This is a genomic window from Compostibacter hankyongensis, from assembly GCF_039541075.1.
GTDB classification, from domain to species: Bacteria; Bacteroidota; Bacteroidia; order Chitinophagales; family Chitinophagaceae; genus Compostibacter; species Compostibacter hankyongensis.
This window is the reverse complement of record NZ_BAABFN010000001.1, coordinates 946,332-966,105: the sequence shown is the minus strand read 5'-3', so window position 1 is coordinate 966,105 and position 19,774 is coordinate 946,332. Positions and strand designations below refer to the sequence as shown.

Annotated in this window: 19 protein-coding genes; 8 read left to right on the top strand and 11 right to left on the bottom strand. The window is 56.5% G+C overall.

Going from position 1 to position 19,774, the window contains the following annotated elements; translation table 11 throughout:
- The first annotated feature begins 63 nt into the window (after positions 1-63).
- Positions 64-2,523, top strand: coding sequence for an AsmA family protein (locus ABD851_RS04045; RefSeq protein ID WP_344975716.1), 2,460 nt, complete (start codon positions 64-66; stop codon positions 2,521-2,523).
- Here the strand turns inward: ABD851_RS04045 and def are convergent.
- The 4 genes from def to ABD851_RS04025 form a co-directional block, all read right to left on the bottom strand.
- The gene (def, locus tag ABD851_RS04040) at positions 2,520-3,098 is read right to left on the bottom strand and encodes a peptide deformylase (RefSeq protein ID WP_344975713.1); all 579 of its coding nucleotides are present in this window, start codon (positions 3,096-3,098) and stop codon (positions 2,520-2,522) included. The genes ABD851_RS04045 and def overlap by 4 nt on opposite strands.
- Positions 3,099-3,169: 71 nt before the next feature.
- A complete protein-coding gene (gene ruvX / locus ABD851_RS04035) occupies positions 3,170-3,610 on the bottom strand; it encodes a Holliday junction resolvase RuvX (protein WP_344975709.1) in 441 nt (146 codons plus the stop codon).
- A gap of 25 nt (positions 3,611-3,635) precedes the next feature.
- A complete protein-coding gene (locus tag ABD851_RS04030; RefSeq protein WP_344975706.1) occupies positions 3,636-4,499 on the bottom strand; it encodes a UbiA-like polyprenyltransferase in 864 nt (287 codons plus the stop codon).
- Positions 4,500-4,696: 197 nt separating this feature from the next.
- Positions 4,697-5,227 (bottom strand): RNA methyltransferase, encoded by a 531-nt coding sequence (locus tag ABD851_RS04025; RefSeq protein WP_344975703.1) that lies wholly within the window; start codon positions 5,225-5,227, stop codon positions 4,697-4,699.
- Positions 5,228-5,309: 82 nt separating this feature from the next.
- Between ABD851_RS04025 and ABD851_RS04020 the strand changes: the two genes are divergently transcribed.
- Positions 5,310-5,837: a GtrA family protein gene (locus ABD851_RS04020; protein ID WP_344975700.1), complete on the top strand. Its 528-nt coding sequence runs from the start codon at positions 5,310-5,312 to the stop codon at positions 5,835-5,837.
- Here ABD851_RS04020 and ABD851_RS04015 read toward each other — a convergent pair.
- Positions 5,826-6,395 carry a thymidine kinase gene (locus ABD851_RS04015; RefSeq protein ID WP_344975697.1) on the bottom strand — a complete coding sequence of 190 codons (570 nt, stop codon included), beginning with the start codon at positions 6,393-6,395 and terminating at the stop codon, positions 5,826-5,828. The genes ABD851_RS04020 and ABD851_RS04015 overlap by 12 nt on opposite strands.
- 80 nt (positions 6,396-6,475) lie before the next feature.
- Here ABD851_RS04015 and ABD851_RS04010 point away from each other — a divergent pair, with 80 nt between their 5' ends.
- Positions 6,476-7,459, top strand: coding sequence for a hypothetical protein (locus tag ABD851_RS04010; RefSeq protein WP_344975694.1), 984 nt, complete (start codon positions 6,476-6,478; stop codon positions 7,457-7,459).
- On the opposite strand, the gene ABD851_RS04005 is transcribed toward ABD851_RS04010, so the two are convergent.
- Entirely contained in the window at positions 7,423-8,691 is a 1,269-nt protein-coding gene (locus ABD851_RS04005; RefSeq protein ID WP_344975691.1) for a 3-deoxy-D-manno-octulosonic acid transferase, read from the bottom strand. The two genes, ABD851_RS04010 and ABD851_RS04005, sit on opposite strands and share 37 nt — an antisense overlap.
- 75 nt (positions 8,692-8,766) lie before the next feature.
- On the opposite strand from ABD851_RS04005, the gene ABD851_RS04000 reads away from it, so the two are divergent.
- The 3 genes from ABD851_RS04000 (at position 8,767) to rfbC (ending at position 11,606) form a co-directional block, all read left to right on the top strand.
- Positions 8,767-9,918, top strand: coding sequence for a DegT/DnrJ/EryC1/StrS family aminotransferase (locus ABD851_RS04000; RefSeq protein ID WP_344975688.1), 1,152 nt, complete (start codon positions 8,767-8,769; stop codon positions 9,916-9,918).
- 4 nt (positions 9,919-9,922) lie between these two features.
- On the top strand, positions 9,923-10,978 hold the full coding sequence (rfbB, locus tag ABD851_RS03995) for a dTDP-glucose 4,6-dehydratase (RefSeq protein ID WP_344975685.1): 1,056 nt from the start codon (positions 9,923-9,925) through the stop codon (positions 10,976-10,978).
- A gap of 79 nt (positions 10,979-11,057) precedes the next feature.
- Complete coding sequence (gene rfbC, locus ABD851_RS03990; RefSeq protein WP_344975682.1) at positions 11,058-11,606, top strand: dTDP-4-dehydrorhamnose 3,5-epimerase; 549 nt, start codon at positions 11,058-11,060, stop codon at positions 11,604-11,606.
- Positions 11,607-11,612: 6 nt separating this feature from the next.
- Here the strand turns inward: rfbC and ABD851_RS03985 are convergent, their stop codons facing one another.
- Positions 11,613-12,902, bottom strand: coding sequence for a DUF3103 family protein (locus ABD851_RS03985; protein ID WP_344975680.1), 1,290 nt, complete (start codon positions 12,900-12,902; stop codon positions 11,613-11,615).
- 218 nt (positions 12,903-13,120) lie between these two features.
- Here ABD851_RS03985 and ABD851_RS03980 point away from each other — a divergent pair, with 218 nt between their 5' ends.
- Entirely contained in the window at positions 13,121-14,476 is a 1,356-nt protein-coding gene (locus ABD851_RS03980) for an alpha-L-fucosidase (protein WP_344975678.1), read from the top strand.
- 80 nt (positions 14,477-14,556) lie between these two features.
- A complete protein-coding gene (locus tag ABD851_RS03975) occupies positions 14,557-15,015 on the top strand; it encodes a hypothetical protein (protein ID WP_344975677.1) in 459 nt (152 codons plus the stop codon).
- 15 nt (positions 15,016-15,030) lie between these two features.
- Here ABD851_RS03975 and ABD851_RS03970 read toward each other — a convergent pair whose 3' ends face one another.
- From ABD851_RS03970 to proB, 4 genes are all read right to left on the bottom strand, one after another.
- Complete coding sequence (locus tag ABD851_RS03970; RefSeq protein ID WP_344975674.1) at positions 15,031-16,902, bottom strand: heavy metal translocating P-type ATPase; 1,872 nt, start codon at positions 16,900-16,902, stop codon at positions 15,031-15,033.
- A 45-nt stretch (positions 16,903-16,947) separates the two neighbouring features.
- The gene (locus ABD851_RS03965) at positions 16,948-17,370 is read right to left on the bottom strand and encodes a Fur family transcriptional regulator (RefSeq protein ID WP_344975671.1); all 423 of its coding nucleotides are present in this window, start codon (positions 17,368-17,370) and stop codon (positions 16,948-16,950) included.
- Between the two features lie 98 nt (positions 17,371-17,468).
- Positions 17,469-18,719 carry a glutamate-5-semialdehyde dehydrogenase gene (locus ABD851_RS03960; protein WP_344975668.1) on the bottom strand — a complete coding sequence of 417 codons (1,251 nt, stop codon included), beginning with the start codon at positions 18,717-18,719 and terminating at the stop codon, positions 17,469-17,471.
- 23 nt (positions 18,720-18,742) lie between these two features.
- Positions 18,743-19,774 (bottom strand): glutamate 5-kinase, encoded by a 1,032-nt coding sequence (gene proB / locus ABD851_RS03955; RefSeq protein WP_344975665.1) that lies wholly within the window; start codon positions 19,772-19,774, stop codon positions 18,743-18,745.

Sequence of the window (19,774 nt, the reverse complement as noted above, 5' to 3'; positions counted from 1 at the left end):
ATCTCTTTTCCCGAAGACGATATGTTAAAAATATATCGTAATTTTTCTTTCTAAATCTTGTCTATGAAGCGGTGGCAAAGGATTACCCTGTGGTCGGCCGGAGCGGTGGTTGCGCTCCTGCTGGTGCTTTGGCTGGGATTGACATTTTACATACGGCAGCACAAAGCCGCCCTCCTGAAACAGATTACCGAAAAATTCAATGACCGGATCACCGGCGCGCTGGAGATCCGCGACATACATCCTTCCCTGTTCCGCAGCTTCCCCAATATCTCCCTCTCGCTGGAAGGCGTTACCCTGCGGGACAGCCTCTGGCAGCAACACCGGCATACCCTGCTGGAGGCCAAAAATATCTTTGTCAAGATCAACACCCTCGCCCTGCTGAAGCGGAAAACGGATATCCGGCAAATTACCCTGAGCGATGCTTCCATCTATCTTTTTACCGACAGCAGCGGATACAGCAATACACGGGTATTCCGTTCCTCCCGGCAAAAGAGCCGTCGTTCCGGCCGGACCGACATGGCCCGCTTCCAGCTGGAAAACGTCCGGCTGATCATCGACAACCGCCAGAAGCACAAACATTTTCAGATCGCCTTCCCCGCCCTGAAGGGGATCACACAACCCACCGACAGCGGATGGACCGGAAAGATGGAATGGCATGCCCGCATACAGGATTTTTCCTTTAACGTACAAAAGGGAAGCTATCTCAAAAACAAAGCGCTGCGCGGCAGCCTGACCTTGCAATACAACCGCGTCCTCCGGCGGCTGCAGCTGGAGCGGCAGCGCATCACAATAGACCGGCAGCCGCTGCTGCTCAGCGCGGTCTTTGATTTTGCCCGACAGCCCGTTGCCTTTACCCTGCACATCGATGCGCCGGGTCTGCCCATACCGGCCGCAGCAGCCATGCTGCCGCCCAACATCTCCCGCCACCTGGACAGTCTTTCTTTTCAAAAGCCGCTGGACGTACAGGCCGATATCCGGGGGCGCATGCAATACCCGGACACTCCGCTGGTACGGGTGCGCTGGAAAACCACCGACAACACGCTTTCCGCATACGGCATAGCCCTGCAGCAATGCAGCTTTGAAGGCTTCTTCTATAACGAGGTCACTCCGGGCTATGGGCATAACGATCCCAATTCCGAAATCAGCCTGCAACATTTCAGGGCCGTTTGCTGGAACATACCCCTGCGCGCCGATACGCTGAACATACGCAATCTGAAGCACCCCAGGCTCAGCAGTCATCTTTACTCAGACTTCCCGCTGTCCGCCTTAAACGACCCCGGCTCGGGATCGCCCTTCCGTTTTGACGGGGGCCATGCCCGGATGGACCTTCGCTACAGCGGCGGCCTGGAGGCAAAAGACACTGTACCCCCACAGATCAACGGCAGCATCAACATCGAAAAGGGAGCGCTCAGCTACCTTCCGCGCAACATGACCCTCAAGGATTTCTCGGCCCTGCTTGATTTCCGGGGTCAGGATCTCTTCCTCCGGCAGATAAAGCTGCAAAGCAACAAAAGCACCCTGCAGATGGACGGCACTGTCCGGAACCTGACCAGCCTTTACTTCAATGCTCCGGAAAAGCTGGTGCTCGACTGGAACATCCGCAGTCCCCTCGTGGACCTCAACGAATTCCGCAGCTTTCTGCAGCCCCGCCGCCATACCGCAGGTACCCGGAAAGGCCGCAACAACTCAACCAACCGCATTGTCAGCCAGCTGAACGTGGTGATGGAGGCCTGTAATGTAAACATGCAGCTGCAGGTCGACCGGCTGACCTACCGGCAGTTTACTGCCGGAAATGTCCGCGCCGGTATTGCGCTCACGGGGTCGGGCGTACGATTGCAGCAGATCGCCCTCAGCCATGCCGGAGGCACTATGCTGGTTTCCGGGAACGTACAGCCGCAGGGGAAAGGCAACCGTTTTGATCTGAATGCCCGGCTGCAGGGCGTTCATGTAGATCAGCTGTTCCGCGCCTTTGAAAATTTCGGTCTGAAGTCGCTGACGGGCGATAACCTGCGGGGAACGCTGTCGGCTACGGCAAAGATCAGGGGCGGCCTCAGCGACCAGGCGGGGATCGTGCCGCATTCGCTCTACGGCACCGTGGCCTTTGACCTGCGCAACGGCGCCCTCCTTCATTTCGCCCCCCTGGAGAACATCGGCACCTTCGTTTTCCGGAAAAGGAACCTTTCCGAGGTCACCTTTGACGAGCTGAAAAATACCTTTGAGCTGAAAGGCAACAAAATAATCATCCCCTCCATGCGCATTGCCTCCAGCGCGCTCAACATGGACGTGGGAGGCGTTTATGGTTTGCCTACCGGCACGGACATCAGCATCGACGTGCCGCTGCGCAATCCGCAGAAAGATGAGCTTGCCCTTTCGGACAATGAGGATAACGGTAAAAGGAAACGGCGCCGCGGAAAGGGCATCGTCGTGCACCTGCGGGCCACGGACGGCGAGGACGGAAAAGTGAAGATCGGGCTCAGCAGCGCCAAGCGTTCGGTGAATTATCCTGCTACGAACAGCAATTAGCGGGGAAAGCGCATTTTGTAATCCACCTGCACCTTGCCCCGGGTAATATCGTCCAGCTTTTTACGGATAAGCTTCTTCTTCAGCGGCTTCAGATAGTCGATAAACAGCTTGCCTTCGACATGATCATATTCGTGGAAGATAATACGGGCTGAAAGACCGTTGAAGGTAGCCTCCTGCTGCTGGAAATGCTCATCCATATACCGGATATGCAGCGTCTCCGGCCGGTAAATGTCTTCCCGTATCTTGGGGATGCTCAGGCAGCCCTCTTCGTAAGCCCACTCCTCTCCTTCCCGGTCCACGATGCGGGGGTTGATAAAGACCTGCTTTACCCCGTCGTCCCCGGCATATTCCTCCCGCTCATCGGGTTCCAGGTTATCCAGCACCTGCCGGCTGTCCACCACGAAAAGCCGTATGGAACGCCCGATCTGTGGCGCGGCCAGCCCGACGCCATGCGAGGCATAAAGCGTTTCCCACATGTTGGCAATCAGTTCCTGAAGGCCCGGGTAGTCGGGTCCGATATCTTCTCCCGCCTTCCGCAGCACGGGATCGCCATACGCGATAATAGGTAAAATCATGATAAATGCTTAGCTGCCGCTGCCGGCAATATCCGCCACAAAAATAAGAAAATGTAAATACCGGCAGAGGTTCATTCCGCATCCGGCAGCCGTCCTCCTCCTGCGGCGGCTTCGAGATAATCCTGCAGCAGGATAGTGGCGCTGACTTCGTCTACCAATGCCTTGTCCCGGCGCTGCATTTTCTTCAACCCGCTGTCAATCATCGAACGGAACGCGAGCTTTGAGGTGAAGCGCTCGTCCAGCTTACGGACGCCTATACCGGAGAAATGCTTTTTCAGCGAACGGATACATTGTTCCACCAGAGGAGTGGCATCCGTGGCGGTACCGTCAAGACTTTTCGGGTCGCCGACCACGAACAGCTCCACCGGCTCGCGCTGGATATATTTTTTCAGATAAGGAATAAGCTCATGTGTAGGTATGGTAGCCAGACCTCCGGCAATCAGCTGCATAGGGTCGGTCACCGCCAGGCCGCAGCGCTTTTTTCCATAGTCGATCGCCAGTATCCGGGACATGGGAATGGGTTTGAGGATGATCTGCTCAGGCAGGAAAAAACAGGGCGCCGATCACGAACAGCGCAAATACGCAGCTGGCAATACCGTTGGCGGTCATAAACGCCAGGTTCACCCGGCTCAGGTCATCCGGCTTCACCAGCCAGTGCTGGTAAACGAGCATGCCGACAAATACGGCTGTTCCCAGCCAGTACAGCCAGTGAAACTGCCCGTATAGCCCGACGGCAATCACCAGCAGGGCCGAGACGGTATGTAAAAGCGTGGAAAAGGCAAGCGCCTTTTTTCTGCCCAGCCATACCGGTATGGAATGCAGGTGCTGCTGCCGGTCAAAGGCGTCGTCCTGCAGGGCATAGATAATGTCAAAACCCGATACCCAGCCCAGCACGATCAGCGAAAACAATACCGGCAGGAGGGCGAAATGCCCGGTCACCGCCAGGTAAGCGCCTATGGGCGCCAGCGAGAGCCCCAGACCCAGCACAAGATGGCAGAGCGGGGTAAACCGCTTGGTATAGCTGTAGAACAGCACCACGAATAAAGCTACGGGCGACAGGTAAAAGCAAAGCGGGTTGATGAACCAGGTAGCCGCGACAAATACCAGAGCGTTACCAATGACAAACCGCAACGCGTTCCCCGGGGAAATAATGCCGCGCGGGATCTCACGGATGGCGGTACGCGGGTTCCGGGCGTCAAAATGCCGGTCCAGGTAGCGGTTGAATGCCATGGCCGCGCTGCGGGCGCTGACCATACAGACCAGTACCAGCAGAAAAACGCGCAGGGACAAGGCGCCGGCATCCGCGCGCAGGGCCAGGAAAAAGCCGATGAGGGCAAAAGGCATGGCAAAGATGGTATGACTGAACTTTACCAGCGAAAGATATCGAGCGATCGTTTTCAAGAGACAAAGCAGATATAGACCTGCAAAGGTACGTGAAAAGGTGAAACCCCCTGCCCCCTGAAGGGGGAATGAGGTGAAAGGTGAAGGGTAAAGGGTTAAAGGCATTTTAAGTTTAAAGCCCAAAGTCTAAAGTTTCATGCCAGGCAAATTAACTTTAGACGTTAAACTTTAAACCTTAGACTATTGAATCAGAACCTTCAATTCCGGATTTTCTGGAACAGGTCCCACGCCACAATACCCGCGCTGACCGCGATATTCAGCGAGTGTTTCATTCCCAGCTGCGGGATCTCGATACTGCCGTCCACGATCTCCATCACCGCATCCTGCACCCCATACACCTCATTCCCCAATACCACCGCCAGCGGCCGTCCAGGTTCGGGAACAAAAGTATCCAGCGGCATGCTGCCCGCCGCCTGCTCAGCCGCCCATACCGCGTACCCCTCCTCCCGGAGTATCTCCACCGCGGCAACCGTTTCCTTGACATATTCCCACTCCACCGTTTCGGTAGCGCCCAGCGCCGTCTTCTGGATGTCGCGGTGCGGCGGGGTGCCGGTATAGCCGCAGAGATATATCTTTTGCAACAGGAAGGCGTCTGCCGTACGGAATACGGACCCCACGTTCTGCAGGCTGCGTACGTTATCGAGCACCAGCACCAGGGGCGTTTTCCCGGCAGACCGGAATTCCGCCACGCTCTTACGGCCCAGCTCCTCCATGCTTAGTTTGCGCATCACATTCGATTGAACAGGCGAAGGTAGATCATATCAGGCGACCGCAGGAGGGCGCCCCCCTGAAAAAAACAAATATTAACGGATGAAAACTAACTTTGCAACCTCCGGTATGCGAAAGGCCATATTACATATCATAGACTGGTTTTATTTTCCTCCCCTCTCGCGGTGGGTGCCGGTGCGGACGTTCCGGTATATGTTTTGCGGCGGCTTCAGCACGGGGCTGGACATCCTGCTGTTTTTCATCAGCTACCATTATATCCTCCGGGAGCGCGTAGTGCATCTTCCTTTTATCGCCGTTAGTCCTTATATCGCCGCCTTTATCCTGGCTTTCTGCGTGAGCTTCCCTACCGGCTTCCTGCTGTCCAAGTTCGTGGTGTTTCCAGAGTCGCAGCTGCGGGGGAGAACACAGCTGTTCCGCTACCTGCTGGTGGTGCTTTGCAATGTGCTGCTCAATTATTTCTTCCTGAAGCTGTTTATCGAATGGTGCCATTTTTTCCCTACCATCGCCAAGATCTTTACCACCATTATTGTCGTATCCTTTACCTATCTGGCCCAGAAGCAATTCACCTTCCGGATACCCCCGGACCGCCGCCGGAATTCATTGCCCTAAGAGATAACATCTCCGGCAACGGGGCTCGTAAAGGTCCTTCTCCCCCAGCAGCAGGGTGCTTTTGTCGCCGGACTTACGGTAAGAATAAGTCGCCATGTCGCCGCACTGCATACAGATGGCATGCAGCTTGGTCACAAAATCCGCCTTGGCGAGCAGGAACGGGACCGGCCCAAAGGGCCGCCCTTCGAAATCCATATCGAGTCCGGCCACGACGACCCGGATGCCGCGCCCGGCCAGCTCGTCGCAGACCGCGGGAAGCTCCTGGTCCAGGAACTGCGCCTCATCGATACCCACCACCTCCATTCCCTCGGCCAGGGGCAGTATCTGCCGGGAATGCTCCAGGGGGATGGAGCGGATCATGTGTTCATCATGAGACACGATCTGCTGCTCATCATAACGGGTATCCAGGGCCGGCTTGAAGACCTTTACTTTCAGGTTGGCGATACGGGCTCTCCTCAGCCGCCGCATGAGCTCTTCCGTTTTGCCGGAAAACATGGATCCGCAGATCACTTCTATCCAGCCGTAGCGCGTTCCTGAAAAGGAAGGTTCTATAAACATGGTACCAATTTTGATACATTAACCGCCCGAAAATTGCTAACTTTATTGCAAATAAAACAAAAATCAGCTAACCGGTTGCTATGGAAAAAATTCATGTCCTGATTGATAAGCTGCAGGAATTGAAGAACGATCATGCCGACCTGAATACGCTTTCCTATTATACCCAGGTGCTGTATGCAGAAATCATGCATGCGCGCAGCGGGATACAGTCTCATGCCGGCACCCGCGCCAATGTGGCGGTGATCCTTCCCGGAAAGCAGCCCCCGGCACCCGCTGCCGCGGCGCCCGTCGTGCAGGAAGCTGCCGCGGCGCCGCCTCCGGCAAAGCCCTCCGTAACGCCTGTCCCCGAATCCGTACCGGCCGCAGCAACCTCACCCGTTTCCGCGCCGACGTCACCCCGGGAGACCGCTAAGCCCGCTCCGCCGCCCGCGCCCCAGGCGCGTCCGGAGCCACAACCGGAGCCTGCGGCGGCAACACAATCCGCTGTCCCGGCAGCCCAGCCTGCTCCTCCCGCAGCACAAACTGCCGCGCCAGCAGTGCAGTCCCACCCTGCGGCAGAACGATCTGCCCCCCCGGTGTCACCCGCCCGTACGGCAGAACCATCCGCTCCCCCGCCCGGCAAAACCACGGCCCCCACTTTATTTGAGACGCCGGAAACACACAGGACGGAAGCGCCGGCAGCCGTCCCTGCCCGTGAATCGCATCCCCAAAACACCCCCATACCCAAAGAGCTGCATGAGCTGATCGCCCGGGAAGGGCTGTCGCTCAACGACCGGCTGAGAACCGAGCAGCTGGAGCTGGGGCGGAAGCTGGGCGATTCCCCCATTGACGATCTGCATGCCGCCATCGGCATCAACGATAAGTTCCTTTTTATCAACGAGCTTTTCCGCGGCGACCGCAACATGTACGAACGTTCGCTAAAAACCATCAACGGCTGCTCCCGTCTGGAAGACGCGGAATACTGGATGGAAAGAGAGCTGAAGATCAAACTGGGCTGGCTGGAAACCAATGAGACCGTCCGCCATTTCTATACCCTGGTGAGAAAACGCTTCGCTTCGATATAATCCATAATAAGCGGTGTGGCGCCCGTCTGCTCCTTTACATAATGCGCCGCCGCCGTTGCCGCCGCCTGCAGTGCCAACGGATCAGAAAGCCGGGCCAGCTGCTCACAGAGCCCTTTTTCATCCTGCACGGGGAAAGCGCCGCCTGCGCCTATAAGCGCATGGGCTTCGCGGAACTTCCCGAAGCGCGGTCCGAAAAGTACCGGCATACCGTATACCGCCGCTTCCAGGATGTTGTGGATGCCATGGCCAAACCCTCCGCCGATATAAGCTGCCCATCCGTAAGCATACAGGGCAGACAGCATGCCGATATTATCGATCAGCAATATCCGCTTACCGCCGCCACCGGCCTCCTGGAGGGCCGAATAACGGACCGTTTCTCCGGCAAACAGCATCTCGAGCTGCTCCAGATGGGCAGAATGGATCTCGTGGGGCGCCAGTATCCACTTCGCTGCCGGAGGTTGCCGGCGGAAACAGGCCGCCAGCAGACGCTCGTCAGCCGGCCAGGTGCTGCCGGCGACGAGGGCACGGCGGCCTTCCAGGAAGGCCTCTACCTGGGGAAAACGGCGACGCTGGGCCGCCAGCATGGCCACCCGGTCAAAACGGGTATCCCCGGCAATACTGACGGCTCCGGTACCGGCCTGTTGTAAAAGCTCCGCAGACGCAGCATCCTGTACAAAAATATGCGTATAGCTCCGCAGGAGGCCGCGGAACAAGCCGCCGTATCTCTTAAAGAAAGGCTGCCCGGGCCGGAAGATGGCCGCAATAAGCAGCACCGGTATTTTCTGCCGGGCCAGCTCATGCAGATAATGATACCAGAACTCGTACTTTACAAAGATCACCAGCGCCGGCTTTACCCGGGAGATCAGCGCAGCGGCATTGGCCTTCGTATCCAGGGGCAGATAGCTGACCAGGTCCGCCCCGGCATAGTCTTTCCGTATCTCATAGCCCGAAGGGGAAAAAAAGGTCAGCAGTATCCGGACCTGCGGATAGCGGCTTTTCAGCGCCTCGACCACCGGCCGGCCCTGCTCAAATTCTCCCAGCGAGGCACAATGCACCCATACCCACTGCCCGGCCCCGGAGCCGGAGCCGCCGGGAGCGTAAAATGCGGCCAGGCGCTGACGCCAGCCCCGGCGCCCCTGCACCCATAAGGCCGCCTTGGCGTTGAAAAGCGCAGCCAGCCGTATGGCCGCGCCGTACAGCCGAATAACAATATCATAAAGTAAAACACCCATATTAAACGGCTACAAAACTAAGGGACTACACATTAATTTGTAAATTTGCGGACTTTTATCACAAACAGCAAAGAAATGGCCCCTATACAAGAAAAAACGGCTCCTATACAGATGGTGGACCTGCAGCGGCAGTACCGGCGCATCAAGCCCGAAGTGGATACCGCCATTGCAGCGGTGCTGGACAACAGCGCCTTTATCAACGGACAGCCGGTACAGGACTTCGCCCGCTCCCTGGAGCAATACCTCGGCATTGACCATGTCATACCCTGCGGCAACGGCACCGACGCCCTGCAGATCGCGATGATGGCGCTGGGGCTGGAACCGGGCGATGAGGTCATTACCCCTTCTTTTACCTTTATCGCCACCGCAGAAGTAATTGCTCTGCTGGGGCTGAAACCGGTATTTGTGGACGTGGACGAGCAGACCTACTGCCTGGACATACAGCAGGTTGAAAAGGCCATCACCTCCAAAACAAAGGCCATCGTACCGGTGCACCTGTTCGGCCAGAGCGCCGACATGGAACCGCTCATGGCCCTGGCCCGGAAACACAAGCTGGCGGTCATCGAAGACAATGCCCAGGCCATCGGCGGCACCTATACCTTCGAAGACGGCAGCACAAAAAAAACCGGCACCATCGGCACCATCGGGTGTACTTCTTTTTTCCCCTCCAAAAACCTGGGCGGATATGGCGACGGCGGAGCGTTGTTCACCGACGATGAGGAGCTCGCCGCACGTATCCGGATGATCGCCAACCACGGGCAAAGCAAACGTTATTATCATGACGTGGTAGGTTGCAACTCCCGGCTGGATACCCTCCAGGCCGCCGTGCTCGGCATCAAGCTGCAGCACCTGGATGAGTATATCGCCGCCCGCCGCAATGCCGCAGCCTATTATGACAAGGCCTTTTCTTCCTGCGACGATATCATCATCCCTTATCGCGCCGGCAATACCCTGCATGTTTTCCACCAGTATACCATCCGGGTACCGGCCGATAAAAGAGACTCCCTGAGGGACTACCTGGCTACCCAGGGCATACCGGCCATGATCTACTATCCGGTACCGGCCCACAAGCAGCAGATGTTTGCCGCCTTCAAAGCAGGCAAGTTCACCCTCCCTGTCACCGATTTCCTGGCAGGAGAGGTATTGTCCCTGCCCATGCATACCGAGCTGGACGAAGCCCAGCTAAAATATATTACCGACCACGTACTTCAGTTTATGAATGCCTGACCTTATGCAAAAGACCATACTGATCACCGGCGGAGCCGGCTTTATCGGATCGCACGTCGTGCGCCTGTTCGTCAACCGTTATCCGGACTACCTGATCGTTAACCTGGATGCGCTTACCTACGCAGGTAACCTGCAAAACCTGCAGGATGTGGAAGACAAAACCAACTACCGCTTTGTCAAAGGAGACATTACCGACGAAGTCTTTCTCCGGAATATATTTGAACAATACACCTTCGACAGCGTGATCCACCTGGCCGCGGAAAGTCATGTGGACCGCTCCATCATGGACCCTGCGGCTTTTGTAAAAACCAATATCCTGGGTACCATACAGCTGCTGAATGCCTGCCGGGAGCAATGGAAAACGCAACCCGAAGGAAAGCTGTTCTATCATATCTCTACCGACGAGGTATACGGCTCGCTGGGCGCAGAGGGCTTTTTTACGGAAGAAACGCGCTACGATCCCCGTTCGCCGTACTCCGCCTCCAAGGCGGGTTCCGACCATCTCGTCCGGGCTTATCACCACACCTACGGGCTGCCGGTGGTTATCTCCAACTGTTCCAACAACTATGGCTCGCACCAGTTCCCCGAAAAGCTGATTCCGCTGGCCATCCATAACATACAAAATAATCTTCCCGTGCCGGTCTACGGCAAAGGGGAAAACATCCGGGACTGGCTCTGGGTGGACGACCATGCGAAGGCCATCGATACTATTTTCCACAAAGGGAAAACCGGCGCTACTTATAATATCGGCGGGTTCAACGAATGGAAGAACATCGACCTGATCCATCTGCTTTGCCGCATCATGGACCGGAAGCTGGATCGGCAGCCGGGTACTTCTGCCCGCCTGATCACCTTTGTAAAGGACAGGGCGGGGCACGACCTGCGCTATGCTATCGACGCCACCAAGCTGAACCGGGAGCTGGGCTGGTCGCCCTCGCTGCAGTTCGAGGAAGGACTTGAAAAAACGGTGGACTGGTACCTGCACAACGAAGCCTGGCTGCGGGACCTCACCAGCGGCGCCTACCAGCGGTATTACCAGCAGCAGTACGAGAAGCGGTGAGCAGAATTTCCGGTTTCTGGCTTGACCTTTGACCCTTCACCGACATTTTCTATCTTCGGGGCTTAATATCCAAACATACATGCCTTTTGTCCAAACCGGCTTTGCGGGGTTGCTGATTTTTGAGCCGGCTGTTTTTGAAGACAGCCGCGGTTATTTTTTTGAAAGCTATAACGAAAATGTTTTCCGGGAGGCGGATATCGATATCCGTTTTGTACAGGACAACCAGGCCCGCTCATCCTACGGGGTGCTGCGGGGCATGCACTACCAGCGCCCGCCTTATGCACAAACCAAGCTGGTACGGGTGCTGGAAGGCGCCATCTGGGATGTGGTAGCCGATCTGCGCCGGTCCTCGCCTACCTTCGGGCAGGTGTATGGCCTGGAGCTTTCTGCGGAAAACAAAAAGCAGCTGCTGGTACCTGCAGGTTTTGCACATGGGTATGCGGTGCTTTCCCCCACAGCGGAAGTGTTTTACAAATGCGATCACTTCTATCAAAAAGCCAGCGAAGGCGGCATCCGGTATGACGATCCCGATCTGCAAATCGACTGGAAGATCGATCTTTCCCGCGCCGTCATCTCCGAAAAAGACCTGCAGCTGCCGGCATTCCGGGGATTGCCGGAGGAGTTCTGAACCCCACTAATCATAACTTTCCAGCCTGAAGAAGAAGTCCGGCCCCACATCGTAAAAGCGGAATCCGAAGGATCCGTCCTGCGCATGCGTGGGCGGACATTTGAGCTGGTCGATGATCGCAGAGCCGATATGATCGTCCTGCGTGGATATCTCAAAGGTAAGGGACATGTCGGTATCCAGATCATCGTTGACATCGAAGCCTCCGCCCACCGTCATCTTCTGCGGATGAAAGAAAAGTGAAGGATCGTCTTCCGTAAAGTCCAGCATCAGCGTCTTGCCATAGGTCTCGCGGTACCACGGCAGCAAGGCCACGTCGGTGAACCACCAGCGTTCGTTGATGTCTTTACGTTTGCGGGGTTCCATATGATCGATCTCTTTCACTATGGTAAGACTCCGGAAATCATTGTCCTTGTTGGGGGCGATCAGACGGAGATGTATTTCCGGAGCACCCTGCACCCAGGATTCATAGTGAGAAAGATCTCCGAAATACATGCCGGTCAGCCTTTCATAGGTACCGTCCGTGCGAAAGGAATCCGGGCAGGCCGTCGTCACCACAGCCACGGCGTCACGCCGCGCAGCCTGAATATCCATACCCGCTTCCGGCAGATAATCTGCTTTTAAACGGTAACTGCCATCGGGCTGTATCCGCACCCGTTCGTTCATCCCGACCACCACTACCGGCCGCTCCGGAGGAGTGTCAGCCCTCAGGAAATGGACTTTGCCTGCCGCGTCAAACGTTTTTATCTTCCCGGTTATCCCTTCCCGGAAGTCCAGCGGGCAGACCGCTACCCAGGGACTTTCCGCAGCATCCCATCTTTCAAAATGCACCGGCACCGAGAGGTTCAGCAGGGGAAATACAGCTGCAATGTCGTCCAGCCGCTCCTGCAGGGCAGCCCTGCCGTCGGTCTTCAGACGTAAGTTCGGCTGAGCCGCCGCAGCGGCAAGACGCTGCTGCGCGGAGATACCCGCCGCTGTTTTATGGCGGAAAGCGGTATACAGCACATCGAAATCCCGGTCAAATTTCCGGGCCAGCTCATCGTGCAGCAACGCGCGCAGGGACGCGTCGGTCAGGCCTGCCGCCAGCATTTCCGCAAACTCCTCGAGGGCGGCATTCTGCTGCCGCAGCGCCGCCTCCGCAGTGCTCCGGGACCCGGGCGGGCTGAAGGAGTGTTTTTCTTTCCGGCAGCCGGCCAATATAACCAGCAGCATCAGCGGGAGAAAGCCCGGGCACCGGGCAATGAGGGAACGATGGCATACCCGCTTCCAACCATCGACCGCAGAGAGGATCATCTTCATGACGGTGGATTTTAACAACATTTCAAAAAGCAATAGAATATTTCAAATATACTGAATTTTCTTAACTATTCAATTATTCAGCCCCACCGCATTAATTTTCGTACAGAGCCGGGTTAAAATAGTACGTATATCGGGTAATTTATTGGACAATGCCTTCCTCCTTTCTAACTATCTTTCAACTTATTACAACCAGATGCTGAACCCATAAGACCTCAATAATGAAAAAAACGATCCTCCTGTCCCTGCTGGCCGGTCTGCTGACCTTATCGGTAAACGGGCAGACCAAAAAGCTTTTCAACGAAACGGCCGCCCAGAAGCAGCAGCGGATGAAATGGTGGACAGACGCCCGCTTCGGCATGTTCATCCACTGGGGCCTGTACTCGCTTGCGGCCCGTCACGAATGGGTGAAAAACCATGAGCGGCTCAGCAATGAGCAATACCAGAAATATTTTGATGAATTCGACCCCGATCATTTCGATCCCAAGGCCTGGGCCAGGAAAGCCAAAGCGGCCGGTATGAAATATGCCGTGCTCACCTCCAAGCATCACGAAGGTTTCTGTCTGTTCGACAGCAAGTACACCGACTATAAGGCGCCCAATACCCAGGCGCACCGCGACCTGGTCCGGGAGTTTGTAGACGCCTTCCGCGCCGAAGGCATCAAGGTGGGATTTTATTATTCGCTTATTGATTGGCACCATCCCGATTTCCCGATCGACCGGGTACACCCGCTCCGGCCGAAGGATGAAAAGGATTCCGCTGCCTATGCCCGGCTGAACAAGGGCCGCGACATGGCGAAATACCGGGAATACCTGCACAACCAGGTCAGGGAGCTGATGACCAATTACGGCAAAATCGATATCCTGTGGCTGGATTTTTCCTATCCCGGTCAATTCGGCAAGGGAAAAGACGACTGGGGTTCGGTGGAGCTGCTGAAAATGGTCCGCCGCCTGCAACCGGGCATCATCGTGGATAACCGCGCCGACCTGGGTGAATATGCAGACGGAGCCGATTTTGAAACCCCCGAACAGGTAAAACCCGAAACGCTGGAAAAATACCGCGGCAAGACCTGGGAAACCTGCCAGACCTTTTCCGGCTCCTGGGGCTACTACCGCGACGAGACCTCCTGGAAAACGCACCGGCAGCTGCTGGACCTGCTGATATCATCGGTATCCAACGGCGGCAACCTCATCCTCAACGTCGGCCCCACAGCCCGCGGCGAGTTTGATTATCGTGCCGACAACGCCCTGGACAGCCTCGCTTACTGGATGCATGCCAACAACCGGGCCATTTATCATTGCACTTACGCACCGGAAACCTTCAAGGCGCCCGCCGGCACCAAGCTCAGCTATAACCCCGACACCCGGCGGCTGTACCTGTTTTTATTTGATTATCCGGAAAACGGTTCGCTGTTGCTGCCGGGTTACAAGGGTAAGATAAAATATGCGCAGTTTCTCAATGACGACTCCGAGCTGCTGTTCAAAGACGGAGACGACAATAGCGGCGACCTGACCCTGACCGTTCCGAAGCTGAAGCCCCCCTATGACATTCCCGTGGTAGAGCTGATTCTAAAATGACCGCAGCGCAGATTGGCGGATCGTAAATAATTCGTGAACTTTGCAAGTGATCCCAGTTCTTCACCTGTAAATGTTCATAAATGAAACGGACTTTTTATCATGGCTTCCTGGCCGGAGCTATGCTTGTATCGGCGGCAGCCTGTCAATCGTCGGGCTCGCGCAACGCCGCTAACCTGGAGGATACGGCCGCTAAAAATGACGCCGCCCAAAACAGCGTGTCGGCCGATATCATGAACATCCATGATAAAGCCATGAGCAAGATATCCCAGATGCGCCAGCTTGAGCAGGAGCTCAACGAGGCAAAGGTCGCCCGGGTTAAAGCAGGAAAGGATACTCTCCAGCTTGCAAAAGCTTCGCAGGCACTGAACTATTGCGATACCGCCATGTTCGGATGGATGCAGCGTTATGACACCGAACAGACCGGTAAAACCGACGACGAGAAATCGGCCTACGAACAGGAGCAGCTGCAGCTGGTAAAAACGCTGAACGCCTCCATGGACAGCAGCATAACCGCGGCAAAACAATTGCTGAACCCTTAAGCGCTCTCTATCCGGCTACTCCTTCATGTGCTGTATCCGGATAGCGTTCAGGATAGCCAGCAGGGCTACGCCCACATCGGCAAATACGGCCTCCCACATGGTGGCAAGCCCGCCGGCGCCGAGGGCCAGTACGGCCAGCTTCACGGCAAAGGCCAGCGTAATGTTCTGCCAGACAATGCGCCGGGTGGCGCGGCCGATAGCCATGGCCAGCGGTATCCGGGAAGGATGATCCGTCTGGATGATCACATCGGCAGTCTCAATGGCCACATCGCTTCCGAGCCCGCCCATGGCGATACCCACCTCACTCATGGCCAGCACGGGAGCGTCGTTGATACCGTCGCCTACAAAGGCTACCGCCTTTCCCTGTCGCTGCCGGATAATCTCCAGCTGCCGCACCTTGTCTTCGGGCAGGAGGCCGCCGTAAGCTTCAGAGATGCCCAGCTCCCGTGCCACCTTATCGACCACCGCTTGCCGGTCGCCGGAAAGCATCACCACCGCGATGCCCTTTTTCTGTAATGCGGCAACAGCCGCCGCGGCATCAGGTTTTATGCGGTCTGCTACCGTCAGATAGCCCGCCCATCTCCTCCCGATAGAGCAGCATATGACCGTTTCCGTTAGCTCCATATCATCCGGAATGCCGGAAACACCGGCTTCCCGCATCAGCTGTATATTACCGGCCAGTACTTTTTTGTTTCCCACCATGCCGCCGATGCCCCGCCCGCTGATTTCCCGGACCTCCTGCGGCTGCTCCGGCACAATCCCCCGCTGTTTTGCATAGGCCACTATTGCTTTGGCTGCGGGATGCGTACTTGACTGCTCCAGCGAAGCCAGCATCCGGATCAGCTCGGTCTCCTCTACTCCTTCCGCCTGTACCTGCTGCACGGCAAAGACGCCCTGGGTGAGGGTACCGGTCTTATCCATGACCACCGTATTTACACGGGTAATGATATCCAGGAAGTTGGATCCTTTGAACAGGATACCGTTGCGCGAAGCGGCGCCGATACCGCCAAAGTAACCCAGCGGTATGGAAACGACCAGCGCACAGGGGCAGGAGATCACCAGGAAGATCAGGGCGCGGTACAGCCAGTTGTTAAAATCAAATGCTCCCGCCGTACCGGGGGTAAAAACATGAATAAGAAAAGGCACCAGCACAATCAGCAGCGCCAGCACCACCACCACCGGGGTATAGATACGGGAGAATTTCCGGATAAACTGTTCTGTTTTCGCCTTGCGGGCCGTGGCCTCCTGTACCAGCGCCAGGATCCGGGCCAGCGCGCTGTCGTCAAAAACACGGGTTACCTTCAGCCTGACGACGTTCCCGGCATTGATCATGCCGGCCAGCACAGCCCCTTCTTTCCGCACTACGGCCGGCCGGCTTTCTCCCGTCAGCGCCGCGGCATTGAAAACCCCTTCGTCATCGAGCAGCATGCCGTCCAGCGGCACCCGCTCTCCCGCTTTCACCTGTATCTGCTCGCCCGGACGGACAGCTGCGGGGTCCGTTTCCACAAAACGGCCGTCGCGGAAAACGGCCGCTCTTTCCGGCCGGATATCCAGCAGGGCACGAATGCTTCTTTTGGCCCGGCCTACCGCCCCTTCCTGGAACAGCTCGCCCACCGTATAAAAAAGCATGACCGCCACGCCTTCCGGATATTTGCCGATATAAAAAGCGCCCAGCGTGGCCAGGCTCATCAGAAAGAACTCGGTAAATACATTGCCCTTTACCAGCAGCTTTATCCCCTTCCACAATACCGGCAACCCTACCGGAAGATAAGCGAGGATATACCAGCATAGCCGTATTCCTCCCCTGAACCAGAGCGGCTCCCGGAAGGTATCCATGCCTATGCCCGCCAGCAAGAGCAAAAAACTGATCAGCAGGTACTTTTTCATACCCCGCAAAGATACCCGGCAACGACATGCAACAGCATTGCATTGTTATCCCTGGGTGCATTTTGCACAGATGCCCTTTACAGTGAGGCTGATCTCTTCTTCGCGGAAACCGGGGGGAAGCTTCACGGCGGGAATGCCCGAACGGGGCAGACAAAAGGTTTCCCTGCAGCAGCTACAATAAAAATGAACATGGAGATCATGATGCCGGCCGGCGTCACAGCTTTTATCGCACAGCGCATACTTGACGGTGCCCGTGCCGTCTTCAATGCGATGGGCCAGTCCTTTTTCTTCAAAAGTTTTGAGGGTGCGGTAAAGGGTTACCCGGTCGGAATGGGCCATGTTTTTCTCGAGATCGGCCAGGCTTACCGCCGTCTCCTGCTGCAGCAGGAAGTCCAGCACAAGCAGGCGCATGGCCGTGGGAGCGACCCGCTTATCCATTAACTTTTCCTCGAGTGCCGTGACCGTCATGACATCGGTATTTATGGTATTACACTCCGGCAGCCGCTATGGTTCGATGCCGGCAGCCGCAGCGGAGCCGCACTACTGCCGGGCATCTCCGGCCAGGTCTATTTCCGCACCTGGCCGCTGCCGCGCACAAACCATTTCTCGGTCACCAGCTTTTCCAGGGCAAAGGGCCCGCGGGCATGCAGCTTCTGGGTGGAGATGCCTATTTCCGCACCCAGTCCGAATACGCCGCCATCCGTATAACGGGTGGAAGCATTTACATATACCGCAGCGGCGTCTACAGCGGTCAAAAAGCGCTCTCCGGCCTCCGCATTGCCCGTCACGATAGCTTCGGAGTGCTTGGAGGAAAAACGGCTGATGTGCTCCAGCGCTTCGTCCATGTTTTCCACGACCTTGACGGAACATTTGAGATCCAGGAATTCCTTCCCGAAATCGCCGGGGGCGGCATGCTGCAGAAAAGGATAATTCAATGCCCGGAGAAAGCCGAAAGCGGTTTCGTCCGCAAATATCTCCACCTGATACTCCGCCAGCAGGGGAGCCAGCAGCTCCATCAGGGGCTTTGCGATCTGTCGGTCCGCCACCACGGTATCCAGCGCATTGCACACGCTGGGACGGGATACCTTGGCATTGGTAACAATGGCTGCCGCCGATTCGAGGTCGGCCGACTGCTCTACATAGGTATGGCATACCCCCGCACCGGTTTCGATCACCGGCACCCGTGCATTTTCCCGCACAAAATCGATCAGCTGCTGCGATCCCCGGGGGATGAGTATGTCAACATAATCCGAGGCGGTCAGCAGCTCGCCGACCAGGTTACGGTCTGTCGGCAGCAGCTGTACCACGTTCTTATCCACGTCAAATGCTTCGAGCACTTCCCGAATAAGCGCCACCAGGCAGGTATTGGTATAAAAGGCATCCGATCCGCCGCGCAGCACACATACATTGCCCGACCGGATACACAGGGCAGCCACATCTACCGTTACATTGGGACGGGATTCGTAGATCACGCCCACCACGCCCAGGGGTACCGTTTTTTTCTGCACCTGCAGGCCGTTGTCCAGCCTGTGCTCCAGCAACAGCTGGTTCGCGGGATCCGGCAGCGCCGCAATATCCCGGAGGCTGTCAGACAGCTCCTTTATCCGGGCTTCGTTCAGCAGCAGCCGGTCCTTTTTGGGGTCCGTATCCGCCATACGCTCCAGATCCTTCCGGTTTTCGGCAATGATGTTTCCGCTGTTTTTCAGCAGGCGGACGGACAGCTCCTGCAGCAGCTCCTGCTTTTTATGATCGGGAAGCGAACGGGCGGCTGTTGTGGCGCGCTTCGCTTTTTCAAGTAAGGATTGTATGGACTCCATAGGTATACTTTATTCAATCGGTATTACAACAAAACAATATCGTCAGCGTGGGCGATCTCTATATTCTGCCGGCTGGTCTTTGCGGTGAGCACGCCGGAGGCGATTTTCGCCCTCGCTACGGCAATGACCTGCTGCGCTTCGTTTACAATTTCAAACACCTCCCCCCGCTCAAATTTTTCCAGTACCGCCTGTACGCCTACGGCCAGCAGGCTGTGCCGCTGCCGTATGGCCTGCTGCGCACCGGCATCCACCTGGAGGCGACCGGTAACCAGGCTCCCGCTGGCCAGCCATTTTTTGCGGGCAGGCATACTGCAGGGCTGGGGCTGACAAAGCGTTCCCGTCCGGCCCTCTATGGCCTCCAGGATGCCGTCCGGCGTACGGATGCCAAAGATCACTACCCGGATGCCCATACGCGTAGCCAGCCGTGTAAAGGTCAGCTTGGAGACCATCCCGCCCAGTCCCGGCGCGGACTTTCCTTCTGCCAGGGAAAGCACGGATTCGTCAATGGCGTCGATCTGCGGTATCACCGTCCCCGACTTATCCAGCAGCCCCGCTACGGAAGTGCTGAACAGCAGCAAAGAGGCTCCGAATCCTACCGCAATGAGGGTAGCCAGCTCGTCATTGTCCGAAAACTTCAATTCCAGGCTGCTGACCACATCGTTCTCGTTGGCGACAGGGATGATACCGCTGCGCCACAGCTCTTCATAGGTTTTCTTCAGCTGAAGGAACTGGTTGCGGTCCGAAAAATGCTGCCGCTCGCAAAGGCTTTGTGCAATGGCAATGCCATAAGGCGCAAAGTATTTCGCATACCGGCCCAGCAGCAGGGGATTCCCGATCGCCGCCGCCGCTTTCCGTTCGCTGATCGTATTGTTATACTGACGGAGATGCTTTTTTCCAGCCGCCACCGCGCCGGAAGATACCAGCACCACATGGTAATGCGGGTGTACAGCGGCTACCTGCCGCGCAATGTCCGACATTACCTCTTCATCCAGCTCCCCGCTTTCGCGGGTAATGGACGCCGTTCCGAATTTTATGACAAGTATAGGTTTGCTCAC